The following is a 19,652-nucleotide window of genomic DNA, read 5'->3' on the forward strand; positions in this document are numbered from 1 at the left end:
GATCGGTGATGACGAAGACTCCCATCTGGGTTACTTAATCGAAGACTCGACCATGCAGTCGCCAATCGATGTCGCCACTGTCGAGAGTCTGAAAGAAGCGACTCGCGAAGTCCTGTCCGGCCTCACTGCCCGTGAAGCCAAGGTACTGCGCATGCGTTTCGGTATCGACATGAACACCGACCATACGCTCGAAGAAGTGGGCAAACAGTTTGACGTAACGCGTGAGCGGATCCGTCAGATCGAAGCCAAGGCGCTGCGCAAGCTGCGCCATCCGACGCGAAGCGAGCATCTGCGCTCCTTCCTCGACGAGTGATACCAGAACCCCCGGCCCAGGCCGGGGGTTTTGTTTATATGGCAGATTAAATTCCTCGCACCACCCCTCCCCCGCATACCCCGTCTACACTCGAAACAATCACCCCCGTGCCATAACGAGAGCGTTATGCCCAGACTGGCGTCCGTGCTTTTTTTGCTGTCACTGATGATCTGGACCGCAACGGCTGACGCGCTGACTCTGACCGATGAAGAACGTAGCTGGCTGGCGGCTCACCCGAACTTGAAACTGGGTGTAGATGCGTCGTGGCCGCCCTTCGAGTTTCGCGACGACCAGGCCCGCTATCAGGGCCTGGCGGCTGACTATATCGACGTGATACGCCAGCGACTGGCGATCAAACTTACGCCCATCGAGCCAGTGAGTTGGACGGTGGTACTGGAGCAGGTCAAACAGGGCAAGATCGACTTGCTGCCGGGGATCATGTCCACACCCGAGCGCCAGACCTACCTGTCGTTTACCCGACCCTACCTCGACTTCCCGATCGTCATCCTCGCGCACATCGGTGGCGCGCAACCGCGCAAACTCGACGATCTGTACGGCCTGAAGATCGCCGTGGTCGAAAACTACGCGCCCCATGAACTCCTGCGTACCCACCACCCTGACCTGAATCTGGTCGCCATGCCCAACGTCAGCTCAGCCTTGCAGGCACTGGCGACCGACGAAGTGGACGCCGTGGTCGGCGACCTCGCCTCTAGCGTCTGGAGCCTTCGCCAACTCAAGCTCGACGGCCTCTACGTCAGCGGCGAAACCCCGTATCGCTATCAACTGGCGATGGCCGTACCGCGCGATAACAAGATGCTGGTGGGCATTCTGGACAAAGTTCTGGCAGACATGACCCCTGCTGAAATCAGCAGTATTCAAGAACACTGGGTCGGCAACGTCCTCGACCATCGGACATTCTGGAATGATCTGCTTGTTTATGGCCTGCCCGGCCTGCTGCTACTGATGATCGTGCTGGCCGTGGTGATCCGCATCAACCGGCGCCTGAGCTCAGAGATTGCGCGACGCATCGACCTCGAACAGGAACTGCGCAGCAGCGAGTACCACTATCGGGGCCTCGTGGAGAGCCTGTCCGCCATCGCGTGGGAAGCGCGGATGAGTGACTTCACTTACAGCTATGTGTCGCCGCACGCAGAGGACCTGCTCGGTTATCCACTGTCGCATTGGCTGATTCCGGGCTTCTGGCGCAACATCATTCACCCGGCGGATCTGACCCGCGCCCAGAGCTTCTGCGATCACGAAGTGCTGGCCGGGCGCGATCACAGCCTCGATTACCGGGTGATCACCGCAGATGGTCGCTGCCTGTGGGTGCGAGACATCGTCAGCCTGATCGAACACGGTCACGAACCGGTGATGCGCGGGTTGATGATCGACATCAGCGAAACCAAGCGCACCGAAGAAGCGCTGCGACTGTCGGAGCAGAAGTTCGCGTCGGTATTCCAGCAATGTCCGGACATCCTGGTGATCGCGCGCTTGTCCGACGGCTGTCTGCTGGAGGTCAACAAAGCCTTTGAAGAACAGATCGGCCTCAAAGCCGAAGACGTCATCGGCCAGACCGCCACCGACCTGAATATCTGGGGCATACCCGGCGTGGGTCCGGGGCTGTTGCAGCGTTTGCAGGCCGGCAGCATCCGCAACCTGGAGATGCCCTTTCGTCGCAACAATGGACAGGTGTTCACCGGCCTGATTTCCGCCGAACCGTTCGACCTCGACACCACGCCAGCGTTGGTCGTGGTCGTGCGCGACATCACCCAGCTCAAAGAAACCCAACAGCAACTGCAAACCTCGGAAGAGAAATTCGCCAAGGCATTTCATGCCTCGCCGGACGGTTTGCTGCTGTCGCGCCAGAACGACGGCTTATTGCTGGAGGTCAACGAAGGTTTCAGCCGCATCACCGGGTTCAATAGCGCCATGTCGGTGGATCGTTCGACGCTGGATCTGGGAATCTGGGTCAACCTCAACGAACGCAAACAGATGCTCGACCTGTTGCACCGCGATGGTTTCGTCCGCGATTTCACCTGCCATATCCGCCGCAGCGACGGACAGATTCGGCTCTGCGAAGTATCCAGCCGCCCGCTGCCGATCGGCGAAGAAGACTGCATGCTGACCATCGCCCGCGACATCACCGAACGCCACCTGATGCAGGAAAAGCTGCAACAGGCCGCGACCGTATTCGAGAGCACCGCCGAAGGCGTGTTGATCACCGATACCCAGCAGCACATCAGCGCGGTCAATCGGGCCTTCACTGAAATCACCGGTTACAGCGAAAGCGAAGCCCTCGGCCACACCCCGCGCCTGCTCGCCTCGGGGCTGCACGACAGCGCATTTTATGCCGCGATGTGGCACCAACTGACCGACGAAGGCCACTGGCAAGGCGAAATTTCCAACCGGCGCAAGAACGGCGAGCTGTACCCGAGTTGGCTGACCATCAGTGCCGTGCGCAACCGCGACAAATTCATCACCCACTTTGTAGCGGTGTTCGCCGACATCTCCAGCCTCAAACACGCGCAGGCCAAACTCGACTATCAGGCTCACCACGACCCGCTCACTGGCCTGCCGAACCGCACGCTGTTCGAAAGCCGCTTGCTGATGGCACTGAACGGTCAGCATGAGAATGGCGGTCAGGGCGCAGTGCTGTTTCTCGACCTCGATCGCTTCAAGCACATCAACGACAGCCTCGGCCATCCGGTTGGCGACCTGCTGCTCAAAGGCATCGCCGTGCGCCTGAAAGAACAGTTGCGTGACATCGACACCGTCGCCCGACTGGGCGGCGACGAATTCATTATTCTGCTGCCCGGCCTGCAGCAAGCCAGCGATGCCGACAACATCGCACTAAAACTGCTCAACTGTTTCGGCGCACCGTTCCAGGCTGGCGAGCACGAGTTTTTCATCAGCGCCAGCATCGGCACCAGCCTGTACCCGCGCGACGGTTGTGACGTGGCCACCTTGGTGAAAAACGCCGATGCGGCGATGTATCGCTCCAAAGCCAAGGGCCGCAACCGCGTCGAGAGTTACACCCGCGACCTCACCGCCCAGGCCAGCGAACGCGTGGCACTGGAGCACGAGCTCCGCCGGGCCATCGAACGTGACGAGTTGCGCCTCTACTACCAACCGAAAATAAGCCTCGACGACCACAGCCTGGTCGGCGCCGAAGCTCTGATACGCTGGCGTCATCCGACATTTGGCGATGTGCCGCCGGAGCACTTCATCCCACTGGCCGAAGAAAACGGAATGATTCTGCAGATCGGCGATTGGGTGCTGGAGACCGCCTGCCGACAGATGTTCGAATGGAACCAGATCTACGAAAGCCTCGGGCCGCTGTCGGTCAACCTCGCCGGCGCCCAACTGCGCCAGCCGAATCTGCTCGGGCGCATCGAGCAACTGCTCAAGGAAAACCGCCTCAGGCCGGATTTACTGCAACTGGAAATTACCGAGAATTTCATCATGAGTCAGGCCGAAGAGGCCCTGGCGGTGTTGCACCAGCTCAAACACCTCGGTGTGCAACTGGCCATCGACGACTTCGGCACCGGCTATTCCTCACTCAGTTACCTCAAACGCCTGCCGCTGGACATCCTCAAAATCGACCAGTCTTTCGTCCGCGGACTGCCCGACGACCCCCACGACGCGGCGATTGTCCGCGCCATCATCGCCCTGGGCCGGAGCATGCAATTCACCGTGATCGCCGAAGGCGTGGAGACCCAGGCACAACAACAATTCCTTGCCGCCGAAGGCTGCGAACAGATCCAGGGCTACATCGTCAGCCTGCCGCTACCGCCGGAAGAATTCGCCGCAACGTTTCTGCGTATTGCCGTATCGGATTTTTCGGATAGCACAGCCGAGAAACCGTCGCTATAATCCGCGGCCTACTGAGGGCCTATAGCTCAGTTGGTTAGAGCAGAGGACTCATAATCCTTTGGTCCACGGTTCAAGTCCGTGTGGGCCCACCACTTTGAAAGCCACGTATTACGTGGCTTTCGTCGTTTCTGGCATCTGAAAATTTGGCTCGGCTGGATCGCACAAAGTGCGCTCCGTCCAAGATTCGTCCAATTCGGGTTTGGACGGACGGTTACGCCACTTCGGCAACCACCGGTTTCGCTTCCATGAGGCTGGCCAGCGGATTCAGATTGACGACCTCGGCCAAGTGTCCAGGACTGAAGTGAGCGTACTTTTGAGTCATGGCCAATGTCGCATGCCCCAGCACTTTTTGAAGCGTCAGAATATCCCCGCCATTCATCATGTAATGGGATGCGAAGGTGTGTCGCAGGACGTGCGTCATCTGACCATCAGGCAGCTCTAATCCGATCGCTTCCACACTACGCCGAAAGGTGATGGCGCAAGGTCTGAAAGGCAGAGCAGCTTTCAAACGCTCCTCCAGCCGTTTCGAGATGGGCACAGACCGGTTCTTGCTGGATTTGGTACGACTGTAATGCACCATCTGATTACGCACCTGGCGCGGTTGTAGCTTCTCCGCTTCGCCCCACCTGGCACCGGTGGCCAGACACACTTCAGCGATCAACCCGGCGTCTGAATCCCGCGTAGCCAGGTCGCCCAACAACTGCTGAATTTGCTCGCTCAGCAGGTAGGCCATCTCCGTTTCGTCGAACTTGAGTTTGCGCACTTTGCCCAGTGGGTTGTCGGCGTCCCATTCCCCCAGCCTGGCCAGCTCGTTGAATACGGCACGTAGGTACGTCAGCTCATGATTCAGCATGTTCGCGCTGATGGGCTTCGGATCCCCGCCGTCCTTGGAGTAGCCAGTGCCTGGCGTCGTTCTGGAATGTTTCCCCTCGGCACGCTCCGCGCGGTACTGCGCAAAGTGGGCTGACGTGAACTTGTGCGCTTTCGGGTTCCCCATCCGATTGACCATGTTGACCAACAGCGCCAGGCGCTGCTTGCCTGTCTTCAGGTTTTGTCCGTGGACGACATACCAACGATTGACCAGATCTAGCATGCTTCTACCGTCGTGCTTCGCGGGCTTCGTCACCCGCCCAGCAGCTGCCTCCCCCATCACTCTGTTGTGATAGTGAGTCGCTTCATTTTTGGTAGGGAAAATTCTCCGGGTTCGATAGCCGTAGCTGCCGTCGGGGCGGCAGTCCACTTCATAGCGGCCGTCAGCAAGCTTTTTTATCGGCATGTTCTTGCACCTGCCATCACTGGCCGATCACGGGACTTATCTGGCCCGCTTCAGGCGCGACCTCATCAGTCACCAACCAGAGCGCGTATTTCTTGAACCGGGGGTGCATGGTGACCTTCAGCAGCTCAATCGAGCTGACAGACTTGCTGCGCCCGTATTCGTAACCCTTCCACGTCTCGATTTTTACGCCAGTCAATTCACAGATTTCGGACTGTGTCAGTCGCTCCGTCAGCCGCACTTCCTTGAGCTTGCTTCCTAAATCCATGATGACCCCTTGATTTTGTGTATGTACATACATATTCTGTGGATGCAGATACATATCTGCTGCATATATACCCACGGAGCTTATCAAATGCAGATCACTATCGACACGCCCTACACCACTGTCAGGGAGCTGGCCCGGCGCTCCGGCCAGTCGGAACGAGCCATCCGAAACGACATCGAGCGCGGCCGAATCCTCATTCGTGAAAAGGCCGAAGGTTCCAAAGAAGCGGTGCTGATCAACATGCTCGCCTTGGCTATTGAAGCGGCTCAGCAGGCCGAGCGCGTCATGTCCGCATCGGCCAAGCGCTGAGGGGCTGGGGAATGCAATTCGAAGATATCTACCGCTTGGAAGTGGTCGAAGCCCTGGAACATGACAATGACCTGGACTTCAAAGACATCGGCACCACCTACTTTCAGAAAGGTGTTTGTCCAGGGTGCGGGGAACGCACCCTGTACATCGCTCGAAAGCAGCCATATCAGCTGAAGTGCAACCGCTTGAACCAATGCCAGTTCGAGGAAAAAACCCGAGAACGCTACAGCCACCTGTTCGAAAACCTCAGTGAGCGGTTCCCTCGTTCCGAGCTGAATCCAAACGCGACGGCCGACGCCTATCTACAGCGTAATCGCGGCTTTGATATCAGCAAGATGAAAGGCTGGTACGAACAAGGCCGCCGTCCGATGAAGGACGGCCAATGGGCTGACACTGTCCGGTTTCCGCTTTGCAATGGTCATTGGGAACGCATCATTGACGTCACCATGGTCAAGGCAAACGGGGGAGACAAGGCAGGGATCAAAAAGGGGATGGACTACAAGGGCGGATGCTGGGCGCCGCCAGGAATGACCATCGAGCCAAGCGATACCGTATATATCGTTGAAGGCATTTTCCACGCGATCGCCTTATTCCTTGCCGGCTACAAGGCCGTCGCCTCGATATCAGCCAATAACTTCCCTTGGGATCTGATCGAGGAGCACAAGGGTAAGAAAGTCCGCTGGGTCATCGCTCTGGACGACGACACCGCCGGCCACTCAGTCATCCCGAAGTACCGCAGCCAGTTGCACGCCAAAGACGAAAAGGCATGGGTAGCGCTCGCCGGCGCGGATCGCGATTGGGACGACGTTTACCGCGATGGCCAACTGAATGACGACTTCATGCGGGAAGCCTGCTACCAGGGCCGCTTGTTCGTGGCGGTCAGCGCCGCCAAAAAAGCGTTTCTTCTTTACCTCAAGCGGCCGCGTAGCTTCTTCCTGGTCGAATTTCAGAATCGTCTCTACTCCGCCAAGATCAACACCGACGAACTGAACAAGGATCTGGACGGCGATAACGTGAACGGCCACTGGCCGAAGTTCGAAAAGCATTGCGACATGAAGCAGGTGGCCAACTGCGTTCCGCATTTTGAGTACATCCAGCGAGATGCAATCACCGGTGACCAGCAGTTCTTTTTTCAATTCAACTTCCCTAACGCTGCCCAGAACTGCAAGGAGCCGCTAGCGCCGAACTCCATTGGCGACCCTCGCAGCTTTGCCAAATCTCTTTTGGAACGCACACCGGGCGGCAACTTCGAAGGCGGTGAAAAGGTGTTGGCCATGCTCCGCAGTAAGTGGCTGGACAACGCACTTCCCGACCAGCCTTACGCCAGCATGAAGGCGCCGTATTTCTACAGCCTCGCCGCCGGTTACCAGGCGATGGACAGCCTCGCCCGGGTATTCAGCATCCCCGACTTTACCTGGCACCAACTGGGCAACGGTGAAGTGTTCGCCGGCAGCTGGGCCGACAGTTTTTTTGGCGCCCGGGCGCCGCTGCAAATCCCCACGGAGCTGTTCGACGGTTACCAGGGCAACCAAAGTGCGATGGTCGCGGCCCTTCCCGGGTTACGACCAGGTGCAACGATCAACAACGGCGAGCGCATCACCAGCGTGACGCTCGCCAATGACCAGATGGCCATCCGATGGAAGACGCAATCCGCCGCGCTGTAGAGCGCCAATTTCCCGAACTCACCGGCGGCTACCACTTGCCGCGCTTCGCCTTGGTTACCGCCGTGGCCGACGCGCCGGCGGATGCCGGAATCTGCGACGACTTCCGCCCGCGCTACGCCGTAGACATTGCGGTACTCGGCGCCGACGACGAGCCAGACCCGGCCATACCGCCGCTCACTGGCGTTCCGTTGCCGCTGCCCACCGGTGGCGAAGAAATGGGCATCTATGCCTTTCCCGAGGAAGGAACGCGCGTAGTGGTGTGTTTCGCCTACGGCCTACCGAACAAGCCCTACATTCAATCAATCTTGCCGCACGGGCTGAGCATGCCGAAGGTACCCAAGGGCGACCAGGTATGGCAGCACAGCGGCGCCGCCCAGCAGCGCGTCGATGCCGACGGCAACTGGCTCCGCCAGACTGATGGCAAGATCCAGGATCTGGCGGTCGAGCGTGAAGTTGTAGCCCTGGAGAACCGCGAACAGTTCCAGAGCCACACGCAGACGATTGACGACCACTCGACCGAGTCGGTGGGTGGCGTTAAGACGATCGAGGCGCTGGGCGCGCTCAAGCTATTGTCGGGCGGATCCGCGAGCCTGGCGGCGGTGGATGATCTGCACCAGGCGACCGGCCGGGATCTGAACCTGGTTGTGGGGCAGAAACACAACGCCACGGTGGGTGGGGACATGCAGGAGCGGATTGAGGGCCTGCGCCGAAGCGTTGCAAGCAAAGAACAACGTCTGTTAGCGCCGAAGAACTGGATCGGCTCGGAAAGTGTGAATCTGTTCAAGGTGGTGTGTGAAATGCTCGACCTGCTGCAAGAGATGAATGCACAGCTGGCCACACATACACATTTGCCCGGTCCAACGCCGTCGCCTGCTGACGCATCGGCTTTTACCGCCAAATCGGCGAAGGCATTGGCACTAGCGACAAAGCTGAAGCCAATCACCCTTTAATAATACGTTTATATTTTCCGCTAACTTCCGCTGGGTTCCGCTGGGTTCCGCCACAAGCACTTAGTTGCTGTAGCTTGCTTTTACTTGGTTCTTCTTGCACATCACTGTTTACATGTGTTTACGTCTGTAAAGCATGAAACGACCGTTCGTCGGATCGTGTCACAACATATAGTGATACTTTATGAGGTAGACAGTTCTGTTAAACGGAACTCGTTTTTTATCGAGACCCAGAGAATACGGCGCTTGGCGGGGAATGACGTAGGTACGCAGGGAGCTGGCCGGGCGCCAGATACAACAAAGCCCGCGTAGGCGCAGGCTTTGGTGTGCTACAGGCTGCTCGCTATCTGGTTAGAAAGCTGTGTTAGGATTCGTCCTAACCACCCGAAGCTGTACTTCTTTGTTACCGGAATTTCAAAGGGTATGGCTCTGTGACAGAGCAGTCAAGCTAGAATGCTTGTCAAAATTCGTTAGTTATGATGTTTAAATAACATAATTAACGATTTATTTTTAACAGGCTTTCTACTGGCGTGCCGAGTTAACAGGTCGTGGGGGTTACTAAGCAACCTTCCTACTAGGAAAGGACTCCTACTAACCCGTTGAGCTTACTAATATGAGACTACTAGTAAACCGCTATCTACCAGAAGAGCTAATTCGAGCACTCCAAGCAGCTTATTGGACTATACGACTGGTAATTCTCGCACGCGACATTTAGCGCATCAGCCCAGGGGCCAATCGGCCCCTGGTTCTTTCTTGAGCTGCCCTAGCGTCGGCAGTCAGTCCTTCGCTTTATTCACCAGTTTCGTACCACGCCCCACTCGCAGCACCTTCGAGACGACGTTACGCAGATTATTGTCCACGATGCCGAGCAGGCGACGTCCTGTTTCGTCCGGACGGCCGCTGAAGGAGGTCACGTGGAAATATTCGTGATCGTCCGGCGAAGTCGAAGAAAAGTAGTAGTTGGAGACGCAGCACCGAGGCACGTCAGCGCGCACGCCGCTGACCGAATGCCAGGAGTACTTGTTCGTTTCCATCACCACAAGGCGGTTGCATTGGGACACGATCGTTTTCTGTTGTTTTACCTTCGGATCCCACAGCTCAAAATTGCCGCCATTTTCAAGCGACCAGTTTGGCGACACGTAGTAGAGCAGATTCAGGCGACGGTACAGGTTGCGCGCGCCGTCGTGGCTGTTGTCGATATGCGGGTTCAAAAAGTCGTCTTTGAACATCATTGATAGACCGCCAGCGTACAGGCTCGGATCCGGGACGATATCGTCCATCCCCACCAGTTGCGCAACCTTGGCCACAACCGATTCGTGCTGCATCGCGTAGGTGATGGCACTAAGGATTTGTGGGTAGTCGGAAAGATCCGTGAGCGTTTTTTTCTTCTCCCGGAATGACTGCCGATCAAAGAATCCATCCGCGTTGCGTGGAAACGCGTCATAAATCGCTTGAGCCATATCATCCGTAAGTAGGCCGTCTACGACGAAATGGCGCGTATGTGTACCTTCAGGATTGTTCCATTGCTGTTGAATGTCGGTACCGAGCTGGTCAAGACGGTTGACGATCAGCTCTGCGATTTGGGTGACTTCCATATTAGATCCTTGGCCTGGTGGCATTTTCGCGGCAAGCATTCTCCTCGAATCGGATCGCTGTATCAAAGTTGAAACATTTCCTTACTCAAGCCGACACCACCAAGACTGCGCGTAGGCGCAGCCCTCGACGTACTCAATGCCGCTCAGCACAAACCCTGTGACTGCCATCCCGGCGAGGGTGGCATCGAGCAGTGGGGGCAAGGGGTCTGGGTCGAGCGGCATACCCACCTCGACGCGGGCAACATTAGCTGCGCGACCAAGTTCACGGCAGACCGTAGAGTTGACCATCACGTTGCCCCGGATCGCCGGATAGCGCCGACGCTCTTTCGGATCGAGCGCTACACCGCGTAAGCGCATGGGTGTGACCAATACGTGCATGTTGCCCCCTACTCGTCTGCATCGAGGTCGAGCAGAGACTCGACGGCATAGGCCAGCGCCGCGTCCGCTAACTCCAACAAATCACCGAGGTGATCAGCATCAATCACATTGCCCTGGTGAAGCGCATGGGCTTGCATGAGTAGCGCTTTGTGATGGGCACCGGGCATTGCCAGCAACGCCACCTCATCCCGCAGCATGACTTGCCACTGCGCTATCGCGGACGACTCCGGGTTTACGGTTCCCGCAGATTCTCTATTCATCGGCCATGCCTACCCTTTCAGAGTACTGTATATGCAACCAGTATAACGATGGGCGAATCCCTCAACACCAACCGGGCGACTGACGGCGATCGGCAGTCGCTACGCTGCCCAGGAAAAATTCGGCTGCCACAAAAAAAAACAGCTGAAAAAGCACTTATCCCCCTCCCGCCGGCGGGCTTTGCATCGCAGTTTTGTGCAAAGCGCTTTCGGGGTGCAATCAGTTACTCCGATCAACAGGGCCAAGGGGATCGGTGGTATGTAGGACGTTTCACTTAGTGAAAGGTATTGAAAGCAAATGTAGACCTCTCTCAAAAACCCCGAGCTACTACCGGGGATAAGTGACGCCCACCGACCCCAATGAATACTGACCTTCAGCGCAAAAAATGGCCGACTCTTTGAATTTTTTATTTCCGAGACTGCTGTTTCAGCGCCCAGCAAACGCACAGAAAAAAACCAACCTAATCTGCTGAAAGCCTTGAAATCCGTGGCGTTCCCCGATTTATCTCGTTTCGTAAAATATCAAAAATATCTAGACTCACGACCGGCGATCAGTTGATGGAGAAATGGGAATGTCAGAGTTCTTAACCTCAGACGTAGGAAAGGTGGCGATCGGAGGTCTGATCGCAATGGCAGCTCAGATCCTGGTGTTTATTTTGGGTTGGATGAAGGAACACCGCGTATCAATCAAAAAACGGGATTTGGATGCGCAGTACCTTGGAATTCAAGTTGTTCTAGCACTGGACAAGCTGGTTAGCGACTGCCTGGAGGCAGTCAAAGATCCTACTGAAACCGATGCAAATGGGTTCACACGCAGCACGGTTTCAAACCCGGAATTTGCCTTACCCGTTGAAGGGGATTATCGGGCATTTCCTACTCAACTGATGTACAGCGTTATGTTCATGCCCAACCGTGTTTCCGCTATCAATGAAGGTTTAGATACTGCATGGGATCAAGCCTCGCCGCCTGACTATGATGAATACTATCGTTTTCGAGGAGAGGCCTTTTCGAAGCTTGGCTTACAGGCGATCACCCTCATCGGTGACCTCTGCAACAAGTACAAAATCCCCTTACCTGAATGGCCTGCGGGCTATGACCCCAGGAGACTGTTTCTTGAGGAGATCAAGGAACTGGACGCTTACTGGATAAGGCGAGGTTAACCAGGACGGTGATGGACGTAGCTTGAAATTTTTCCCGTCCAATGTCCGTCCAATTTAGACAGATTTCATTACGGCACATATACCCATAAGAAATCCAAAACTGTTGTTTTTGCTGGCTCTAGCCAATGAATGCTGGGTTCTAACGCGGGCTCATAATCCTTTGGTCCACGGTTCAAGTCCGTGTGGGCCCACCAAATTGAAAGCCGCGCTTAATGCGCGGCTTTTTCTTGGGTGATGGTTTGGTACGGTTTGACTTCGCAGGACGACTTCCGCGAAGGCTGTAGGCAAATTCTGAAGCTGTGTTTTATGGCGACTTGGTGCCTGTTGGGCATTTCTTTGACGGGATACTCTCCGGACATCGCTGCTGATCAGCGGTCGGGATTGGAAACCCGTCGAATCAAAACGCAACAGCCCTCTTTTATGGCTGCTGTGCGTGGGACGTCTTCGGACGTGCCGGTTCCTTGGTTCCCGGTTTTCCAACCTGCGCACAGCCGCCACCTATTCGCTTGGAAACGTGTAGGACGGCTCCTCGAACCAAGGAGTATCACCATGCCTGACACAAAATTGCCCCACCCTTCAGACCTGAAAACCATCGGCCTCACCCCCTTCATCTACTGCTCCAACCAACCCCTCTTCCACGTCAGCGCCGGCGTCCCGATTGGCGATGCTTTATCCCAAGCCTCCGACCTGCTGTTTCTGGTCAAAGCCTTCGCTGAAGACGCCGCCTACGACAAAAAAACCGACCGTTATGCCTGGGGCGCTTATTTCCTCACGGCGATGAGCAAAGCGGTAATTGATGATGTGGTGAAGGTCATTAGCTATCCAAAACAAACTTCATCGAAATAAGCCGAGTATCCGCGTAGCTTTTTCGAGTTTGCTCGTCGTCGATTCACTCTCGCTGTGGGTATATTTTCGGAAGATAACCCCGGGTTCTGTAGGAGTTTTCCGAAGCTATGTTTTCATTCAGTTTTCTACCTTGTTGGTTTTTAATCCGAAGAAGTAACCTCCGGACGCCGTTATTCGCCCGGGATTACTTTCATGATTGTGACTGCAGCGCCACTGATAAAGGAAGCGGCTGGCCAGCAGACATGGATCGACCTTGCTTTACCCGATCTGCGAACGCTGGCCAGGGAGCTTCGCTCAGCCGCAATCGATGAGATAAAAAGAGCTGAAGACGCAGACGGAGCCCTGAAAATTCTCTTGGCTTACTTTGGTTTCGTCGACGAGGCATTACTGGCTATCACCATCCTCACACCCATCGGAAACATTGCGGTCAGGAGAGACAAGCTCGCTCATATTGTCGAAAAACGCCCAGACTCTCGAGAGCGGTATGTCCGACATGCTATCGATACGCTAACTGGACCTTTCGAAGTTTGGCGAATTCTTTACGATAACGGCGAATATCGGTTGGCATTCATCAACGCCTACGAGGCAAAAAATGACATGCTCGTCGTGGTCGATGTCAGAAACGGATATGTTCTCTGGAACTTCATGCATGCGCCGGCCAGAGCAATGAACAAGCATCGCCAAGGCAAACTTTTATACAAGCGATACGTTCTTGAAGACAAAGAAAAAGGGCAGCTATGAGGCTGCCCTTGAGTATTTGAATCCTGATATTGGCATCCTCAGGAAATGGGATGAAGAGGTCTCACCTTACACCGATGTTGCAGCATCGCTGAGGTACCTACGTCTGCTAAAGCCCTGCAAGGCAGCAGATTTCGCGCTCTTGTCGGTATTTTTGATAAAGACACCTGGCAAGTCAACCCATTTTTGGATTGCATGTATTCAAGGCATTTGGAGCGGGCGAAAATATTCTTGAGGGTTACAAAACCATTCGATTATCCGCTCGCAAGCGATTCACTGGTTGAGCCTGTAACATGCCAAGTCTGAGACCCGCGCCCCATGGAGCACCCCTTGCCAGACATCCGCCCACCCGCGCTTGACGAAATCGACCGCCAGTTGATCGCAGCCCTGCAAATCAACGCCCGCGAAAGCGTAGCCATGCTCGCCCGGCAATTGGGCATCGCCCGCACCACCGTGACGTCGCGGCTTGCGCGGCTGGAAAAGGCCAAAGTGATCACCGGTTATGGCGTGCGTTTGGGGCAACGCGTGGTTGATGGCGGGTTGCAGGCGTATGTCGGGATCAAGGTGCAGCCGCGTTCAGGCAAAGAGGTATTGCGCCGCTTGAGTGCGATGGCTCAGGTGCAGCAGTTGTGTGCGGTGAGTGGCGAGTTTGACTATGTGGCGTGGTTGAGAACCGATTCGCCGGAGCAACTGGATCAGTTGCTGGATCAGATCGGGAGTGTGGATGGGGTGGAGAAGACGACGACTTCGATCATCCTGAGCAGCAAGATTGATCGGGGGCAGCCGGTTTGATCACACGTGGCTGAGAGGGCCTCATCGCCAGCAGGCTGGCTCCTACAGTGATCGAAATGAAGCCCTGAATCGTCACTTTGATCAAAATAATGGCAAAACGACGACACTTTGCGTCTTATTAACGTGTTCTACGCTCCCTAGAATGGCTGGCATCTTTTCCTATACTCAGACGCGTATTCCGCGTCGGGGCGCCAGCAAGGTCAGCCATGAACAAGAACAATCGCCATCCTGCAGACGGTAAGAAGCCAATCACCATTTTTGGCCCGGACTTCCCGTTCGGCTTCGACGACTGGATCGAACACCCGGCCGGTCTCGGCAGCATTCCCGAGCACAATCACGGCGCTGAAGTGGCGATTGTTGGCGCCGGTATCGCAGGGCTGGTGGCTGCTTACGAGCTGATGAAGCTTGGCCTGAAGCCGGTGGTTTATGAGGCGTCCAAACTCGGTGGTCGTCTGCGTTCGCAAGCGTTCAATGGCACCGACGGCATCGTTGCCGAACTCGGCGGCATGCGTTTCCCGGTATCGTCCACCGCGTTTTATCACTACGTCGACAAACTCGGACTCGAAACCAAGCCCTTCCCCAACCCGTTGACGCCGGCCTCCGGCAGCACCGTGATCGATCTGGAAGGCAAAACCCATTACGCACAGAAACTGGCGGATCTTCCTGCACTGTTTCAGGAAGTGGCTGACGCCTGGGCAGACGCACTGGAAGCTGGCTCGCAGTTCGCGGATATCCAGCAAGCCATCCGCGATCGCGATGTACCGCGCCTGAAAGAGCTGTGGAACACCCTCGTGCCGCTGTGGGACGACCGCACGTTCTACGATTTCGTCGCCACTTCCAAAGCCTTCGCCAAACTGTCGTTCCATCACCGCGAAGTGTTCGGTCAGGTGGGGTTCGGCACCGGCGGCTGGGACTCTGACTTCCCCAACTCAATGCTGGAAATCTTCCGCGTAGTGATGACCAACTGCGACGATCATCAGCACCTGGTGGTCGGCGGCGTGGAACAAGTGCCGCAAGGTATTTGGCGTCATGTGCCGGAACGCTGTGTGCACTGGCCAGAAGGCACCAGCCTGAAATCCCTGCACCGTGGCGCGCCGCGCTCCGGGGTGAAGAAAATCGCCCACGCCCCCGATGGCCGCTTCGCCGTCACCGACAACAACGGTGACACCCGCGAATACGCCGCCGTGCTGACCACTTGCCAGAGCTGGCTGCTGACCACGCAGATCGAATGCGACGAAACCCTGTTCTCGCAAAAGATGTGGATGGCGCTGGACCGTACTCGCTACATGCAATCGTCGAAAACTTTCGTGATGGTCGACCGGCCGTTCTGGAAGGACAAGGACCCGGAAACCGGCCGCGACCTCATGAGCATGACACTCACCGATCGCCTGACCCGTGGCACCTATCTGTTCGACAACGGCGACGACAAGCCGGGGGTGATCTGCCTGTCGTACTCGTGGATGAGCGATGCATTGAAGATGCTCCCGCACCCGGTGGAAAAACGCGTGGAACTGGCGTTGAACGCGTTGAAGAAGATCTACCCGAAAGTCGACATCGCCGCGCGGATCATCGGCGATCCGATCACCGTCTCGTGGGAAGCCGATCCGCACTTCCTCGGTGCGTTCAAGGGCGCCCTGCCCGGCCACTATCGCTACAACCAGCGGATGTACGCGCACTTCATGCAGGACGACATGCCCGCTGAGCAACGCGGAATTTTCATCGCCGGCGACGACGTGTCGTGGACACCGGCGTGGGTTGAGGGCGCGGTGCAGACGTCGCTCAACGCGGTGTGGGGGATCATGAAACATTTCGGCGGTTCTACACATAAAGAGAACCCGGGCCCGGGTGATGTGTTCAAAGACATCGGCCCTATCGCCCTGCCCGAGTAAGAGGAATCCCTGATGCGTGTAGCCCTTTACCAATGTCCGCCGCTGCCACTGGACCCCGCCGCCAACCTGCAACGCCTGCATCAGTTGGCGATGGAGGCCAAGGGCGCCGACCTGCTGGTGCTGCCGGAAATGTTCATGACCGGCTACAACATCGGCGCCGAGGCGGTCAGCACTTTGGCCGAGGTTTACAACGGTGAATGGGCTCAGCAGATCGGCCGGATCGCCAAGTCTGCCGGCCTGGCGATTGTTTACGGATACCCCGAGCGTACTGCTGACGGGCAGATCTACAACGCCGTGCAGTTGATCGACTCGCACGGCGAACGCCTGTGCAATTACCGCAAGACGCATCTGTTCGGCGATCTGGATCGGTCGATGTTCAGCCCCGGCGAAGACGCATTCCCCGTGGTTGAACTCAATGGCTGGAAGCTCGGTTTCCTGATCTGCTACGACCTGGAATTCCCGGAAAACACCCGACGTCTGGCCCTGGCAGGCGCCGAGCTGATTCTGGTGCCGACGGCGAACATGATCCCGTTCGATTTCGTCGCTGACGTCACCGTCCGCTCACGCGCCTTCGAAAACCAATGCTACGTGGCCTACGCCAACTACTGCGGCCATGAAGGCGATATCCACTATTGCGGGCAAAGCAGTATCGCTGCGCCGGACGGCAGCCGTATTGCTCAGGCCGGACTGGATGAAGCGCTGATCGTCGGCGAGCTCGATCGGCAGTTGATGGTCGACTCCCGTGCAGCCAATCGCTACCTCAGCGACCGTCGCCCCGAGCTTTACGGCGCGCTGAACAAGCGCTAATCCGCTAGCATTGGCACTTCACTGTTCTGGAAGTGCCCATGCCCGCGCCGACCCACCCTCGTCCCCACACTGAAACCCTGGCTAATGGCTTGCGCGTGACCCTGCGTCATGTACCGGAGCTCAAGCGCAGCGCCGCCGCTTTACGGGTGGCCGCTGGCAGCCATGACGTGCCGTTGGCGTGGCCGGGGCTGGCGCACTTCCTCGAGCATTTGCTGTTTCTCGGTACTGAGCGTTTTCCTGCGAATGAAGGGCTGATGGCCTACGTGCAGCGTCATGGCGGGCAGGTGAATGCCAGCACTCGGGAGCGCACCACTGACTTTTTCTTTGAGTTGCCGGCGCAGTCTTTCGGTGCAGGGCTTGTACGTCTGTCGGACATGCTCGCCAACCCGCGTATGAATCCGGACGATCAGTTGCGGGAACGGGAAGTGTTGCAGGCGGAATTCGTCGCCTGGTCGCAAGATCCGACGGCTCAGCGGCAGTTTGCGTTGTACGAGGGATTGTCGGCGGAACATCCGTTGCGCGGTTTTCACGCTGGGAACCGCGACACGCTGCAAGTCGAGCAACCGTCGTTTCAGCTGGCGCTGACGGATTTCCATCAGCGCTTCTATCGCACCGGGCAAATGACGCTGAGCCTGGTTGGGCCGCAGCGTGTTGACGAGTTGCGCAGCTTGGCAGAGCAATTTGCTGCGATGCTGCCGGTTGGGGATAAAACACCGCAGGCAGCCACCTCGCCATTGGCGCTGAAAAGTTATCAACAGGTCGGCGAGCAGTACTGCAATTTGTTGTTTGCCTTCGACGCGTTGCCCGACGCCTCTGCCGAGGCAATGGCGTTTCTCTGTCATTGGCTCAACAGCGCCAAACCGGGTGGTTTGCTCGCGTACTTACAGGCCAGAAATCTGGCCGACAGCTTGAAAGCAGCGCCGCTGTATCACTTCTCCCGGCAAGCCTTGTTGCATCTGCAGTTCAGCGCGCCTGCCGGATCGTTGTGCGCGATTGGCGAACAAGTGCGCGATTGGCTGAGTTTCTTTGCACGGCAGGATTGGGCGCCGCTGCGTAAGGAATACGCAGCCCTGCTTCAGCGTCAGCAGCAAGTCAGCGGCGCGTTGCAGCTGGCGCGTATCGATATCGAACGGCTCGAAAGTGGCCTGACCGACGCCGGCGTGTCGGCCCTCAAGCAAATCCTTGGTGAAATCGGCACTGTGGATAACTTCAGCAGCCACTGGCGCCTGCCTGAAGCCAATCCGTTCTTGCGTGCGAATGAACCACTGGCCAACGCCGGGTTGATCCGTGGCCAGACCAGCGCCCACCGTGGGTTGCGCACGTTCGCTCAGGATCGTTCGCGCGGCCGTCGCGAACGCTCGCCCATGCAGTTCAGTCAGGCATTGCCGGACAACGGTGATGAAGGCGCGATTTATCTGCGCTGGCAATTGGAGACAGCAGCCAATGCTGATCTGCAAGCGCAACTGCATCGCAGCCTTCGGGAAACTCAGGACGACGCACGTCAGGCCGGGGTCGAGTTGTCGCTCGGCACAACCGGCAATCAATGGCTGCTGAAACTCACCGGCCTGCAAGAGCCGATGCCCATCGTCCTGGAGCATGCACTGAAATGTCTGACGCAAATTGACGCCGATGCCGTGCGAGGCGAGCCAGAAACGCCGTTGATGCCGATCCGCCAGTTGCTCAAGGCGCTGCCGGTACATTGTTTGGCCTCAACGCCAACTTGCGCCGATGCCAATCATCTGTGGACAACTTCCCGCTGGGATGGCCTGGCGCTGGGCCTCAGCGCGCAAACCCAATCTGCCATGGGGCTGGCCCTGAGCCGTATTCCTGGCATCCCTGATAATCAATTGCCTGCTCCGTCGACCATCAACGGCCAACACCTGTGGAGCCACATCGACACCGCGTCCAGCGAACACTCGCTGCTGCTGTTCTGCCCGACCGCCAGCCGCGAAATCGCCGACGAAGCTGCATGGCGCCTGCTGGCGCAGCTGTGCCAGACGCCGTTCTATCAGCGCCTGCGCGTCGAATTGCAGTTGGGTTACGCGGTGTTCAGTGGTGTGCGGCAAATGCACGGGCAGACCGGGTTGCTGTTCGGCGTGCAATCGCCAACAGCCACACCGGAAGCATTGCTCGGGCAAATTCAGCAATTCCTCCAAGGCATTCCGGCGCTGATTGAAACCCTGGATGGCACCAGCCTCAGCCAACAACGCCAGGCGCTCGCAGATCAATTCAATGACGCAAATCTGTCGACCAAAGACTCGGCCGAATTGCTTTGGCAGGCGAAGCTCGCTGGCCACTCGTCGGATTATCTGCCGCAATGGGTCGCCGCGATTGGCCAACTGGATCGTCCGGCATTGCTGGCAGCCGCACAGCGCTTAAACAACGCCGAAGGTGGCTGGCTCTGCCTGGCCAGCGACGCTATGCCCGGCGAACCATGGCAAGCGGCAAACTGATCATTACTCAGGCTGCAAGGAGCTTTCTCAAAGATTCACAGGCAATCATGTTGAAATTTTGAGTAACATAGCCGCCTAACTATTTGGAAC

General features: G+C 57.0%; 16 protein-coding genes, 1 tRNA gene and 2 pseudogenes. 14 read left to right on the forward strand and 5 right to left on the reverse strand.

The features are described 5' to 3' along the window. From ACIOVB_RS12600 to ACIOVB_RS12610, 3 genes are all read left to right on the forward strand, one after another. Positions 1-313 (forward strand): sigma-70 family RNA polymerase sigma factor (locus ACIOVB_RS12600; RefSeq protein WP_401268098.1); only part of this gene is annotated, 313 nt, incomplete at its 5' end. Positions 314-439: 126 nt separating this feature from the next. After that, positions 440-4,186 carry an EAL domain-containing protein gene (locus tag ACIOVB_RS12605; RefSeq protein ID WP_401268100.1) on the forward strand — a complete coding sequence of 1,249 codons (3,747 nt, stop codon included), beginning with the start codon at positions 440-442 and terminating at the stop codon, positions 4,184-4,186. Between the two features lie 15 nt (positions 4,187-4,201). Then, positions 4,202-4,278: transfer RNA gene (locus tag ACIOVB_RS12610), tRNA-Ile, on the forward strand. Between the two features lie 119 nt (positions 4,279-4,397). On the opposite strand, the gene ACIOVB_RS12615 is transcribed toward ACIOVB_RS12610, so the two are convergent. Both ACIOVB_RS12615 and ACIOVB_RS12620 read right to left on the reverse strand, forming a co-directional pair. Further along, on the reverse strand, positions 4,398-5,462 hold the full coding sequence (locus ACIOVB_RS12615; protein ID WP_401268103.1) for a tyrosine-type recombinase/integrase: 1,065 nt from the start codon (positions 5,460-5,462) through the stop codon (positions 4,398-4,400). A 16-nt stretch (positions 5,463-5,478) separates the two neighbouring features. Continuing rightward, the gene (locus ACIOVB_RS12620) at positions 5,479-5,727 is read right to left on the reverse strand and encodes a helix-turn-helix domain-containing protein (protein WP_401268106.1); all 249 of its coding nucleotides are present in this window, start codon (positions 5,725-5,727) and stop codon (positions 5,479-5,481) included. Positions 5,728-5,814: 87 nt separating this feature from the next. On the opposite strand from ACIOVB_RS12620, the gene ACIOVB_RS12625 reads away from it, so the two are divergent. The 4 genes and pseudogenes from ACIOVB_RS12625 (at position 5,815) to ACIOVB_RS12640 (ending at position 8,650) form a co-directional block, all read left to right on the forward strand. After that, positions 5,815-6,036: a hypothetical protein gene (locus ACIOVB_RS12625; RefSeq protein ID WP_025108638.1), complete on the forward strand. Its 222-nt coding sequence runs from the start codon at positions 5,815-5,817 to the stop codon at positions 6,034-6,036. Between the two features lie 527 nt (positions 6,037-6,563). Further along, positions 6,564-6,839, forward strand: a pseudogene (locus ACIOVB_RS12630) (toprim domain-containing protein); the annotation flags it as partial. A gap of 501 nt (positions 6,840-7,340) precedes the next feature. Next, positions 7,341-7,700 (forward strand): annotated as a pseudogene (locus tag ACIOVB_RS12635) (hypothetical protein); the annotation flags it as partial. Further along, on the forward strand, positions 7,673-8,650 hold the full coding sequence (locus ACIOVB_RS12640; protein ID WP_401268109.1) for a hypothetical protein: 978 nt from the start codon (positions 7,673-7,675) through the stop codon (positions 8,648-8,650). The pseudogene ACIOVB_RS12635 and the gene ACIOVB_RS12640, both read left to right, overlap by 28 nt. A 773-nt stretch (positions 8,651-9,423) precedes the next feature. Here ACIOVB_RS12640 and ACIOVB_RS12645 read toward each other — a convergent pair. The 3 genes from ACIOVB_RS12645 to ACIOVB_RS12655 all read right to left on the reverse strand — a co-directional run bounded on the left by ACIOVB_RS12645 (position 9,424) and on the right by ACIOVB_RS12655 (position 10,880). Continuing rightward, positions 9,424-10,242 carry a 2OG-Fe(II) oxygenase gene (locus tag ACIOVB_RS12645; protein WP_401268112.1) on the reverse strand — a complete coding sequence of 273 codons (819 nt, stop codon included), beginning with the start codon at positions 10,240-10,242 and terminating at the stop codon, positions 9,424-9,426. Positions 10,243-10,323: 81 nt separating this feature from the next. Beyond that, positions 10,324-10,620: a hypothetical protein gene (locus ACIOVB_RS12650; RefSeq protein WP_401268114.1), complete on the reverse strand. Its 297-nt coding sequence runs from the start codon at positions 10,618-10,620 to the stop codon at positions 10,324-10,326. Positions 10,621-10,628: 8 nt separating this feature from the next. Continuing rightward, positions 10,629-10,880: a hypothetical protein gene (locus ACIOVB_RS12655; protein WP_401268116.1), complete on the reverse strand. Its 252-nt coding sequence runs from the start codon at positions 10,878-10,880 to the stop codon at positions 10,629-10,631. A gap of 569 nt (positions 10,881-11,449) precedes the next feature. Between ACIOVB_RS12655 and ACIOVB_RS12660 the strand changes: the two genes are divergently transcribed. From ACIOVB_RS12660 to pqqF, 7 genes are all read left to right on the forward strand, one after another. Next, complete coding sequence (locus tag ACIOVB_RS12660) at positions 11,450-12,037, forward strand: hypothetical protein (protein WP_401268119.1); 588 nt, start codon at positions 11,450-11,452, stop codon at positions 12,035-12,037. Between the two features lie 549 nt (positions 12,038-12,586). Continuing rightward, positions 12,587-12,883 carry a DUF3077 domain-containing protein gene (locus tag ACIOVB_RS12665; protein ID WP_401268122.1) on the forward strand — a complete coding sequence of 99 codons (297 nt, stop codon included), beginning with the start codon at positions 12,587-12,589 and terminating at the stop codon, positions 12,881-12,883. A 192-nt stretch (positions 12,884-13,075) separates the two neighbouring features. After that, entirely contained in the window at positions 13,076-13,624 is a 549-nt protein-coding gene (locus ACIOVB_RS12670) for a PBECR2 nuclease fold domain-containing protein (RefSeq protein WP_401268125.1), read from the forward strand. Between the two features lie 327 nt (positions 13,625-13,951). Beyond that, on the forward strand, positions 13,952-14,413 hold the full coding sequence (locus tag ACIOVB_RS12675; RefSeq protein WP_187680847.1) for an Lrp/AsnC family transcriptional regulator: 462 nt from the start codon (positions 13,952-13,954) through the stop codon (positions 14,411-14,413). 206 nt (positions 14,414-14,619) lie between these two features. Then, a complete protein-coding gene (locus tag ACIOVB_RS12680) occupies positions 14,620-16,302 on the forward strand; it encodes an NAD(P)/FAD-dependent oxidoreductase (RefSeq protein ID WP_187680848.1) in 1,683 nt (560 codons plus the stop codon). Between the two features lie 12 nt (positions 16,303-16,314). After that, positions 16,315-17,109: a carbon-nitrogen hydrolase family protein gene (locus ACIOVB_RS12685; RefSeq protein ID WP_401268128.1), complete on the forward strand. Its 795-nt coding sequence runs from the start codon at positions 16,315-16,317 to the stop codon at positions 17,107-17,109. A 38-nt stretch (positions 17,110-17,147) separates the two neighbouring features. Further along, positions 17,148-19,562, forward strand: coding sequence for a pyrroloquinoline quinone biosynthesis protein PqqF (gene pqqF / locus ACIOVB_RS12690; RefSeq protein ID WP_401268129.1), 2,415 nt, complete (start codon positions 17,148-17,150; stop codon positions 19,560-19,562). The last annotated feature ends 90 nt before the right edge of the window (positions 19,563-19,652 follow it).

Source organism: Pseudomonas sp. NPDC087639 (assembly GCF_044743385.1).
Classification (GTDB): Bacteria; Pseudomonadota; Gammaproteobacteria; order Pseudomonadales; family Pseudomonadaceae; genus Aquipseudomonas.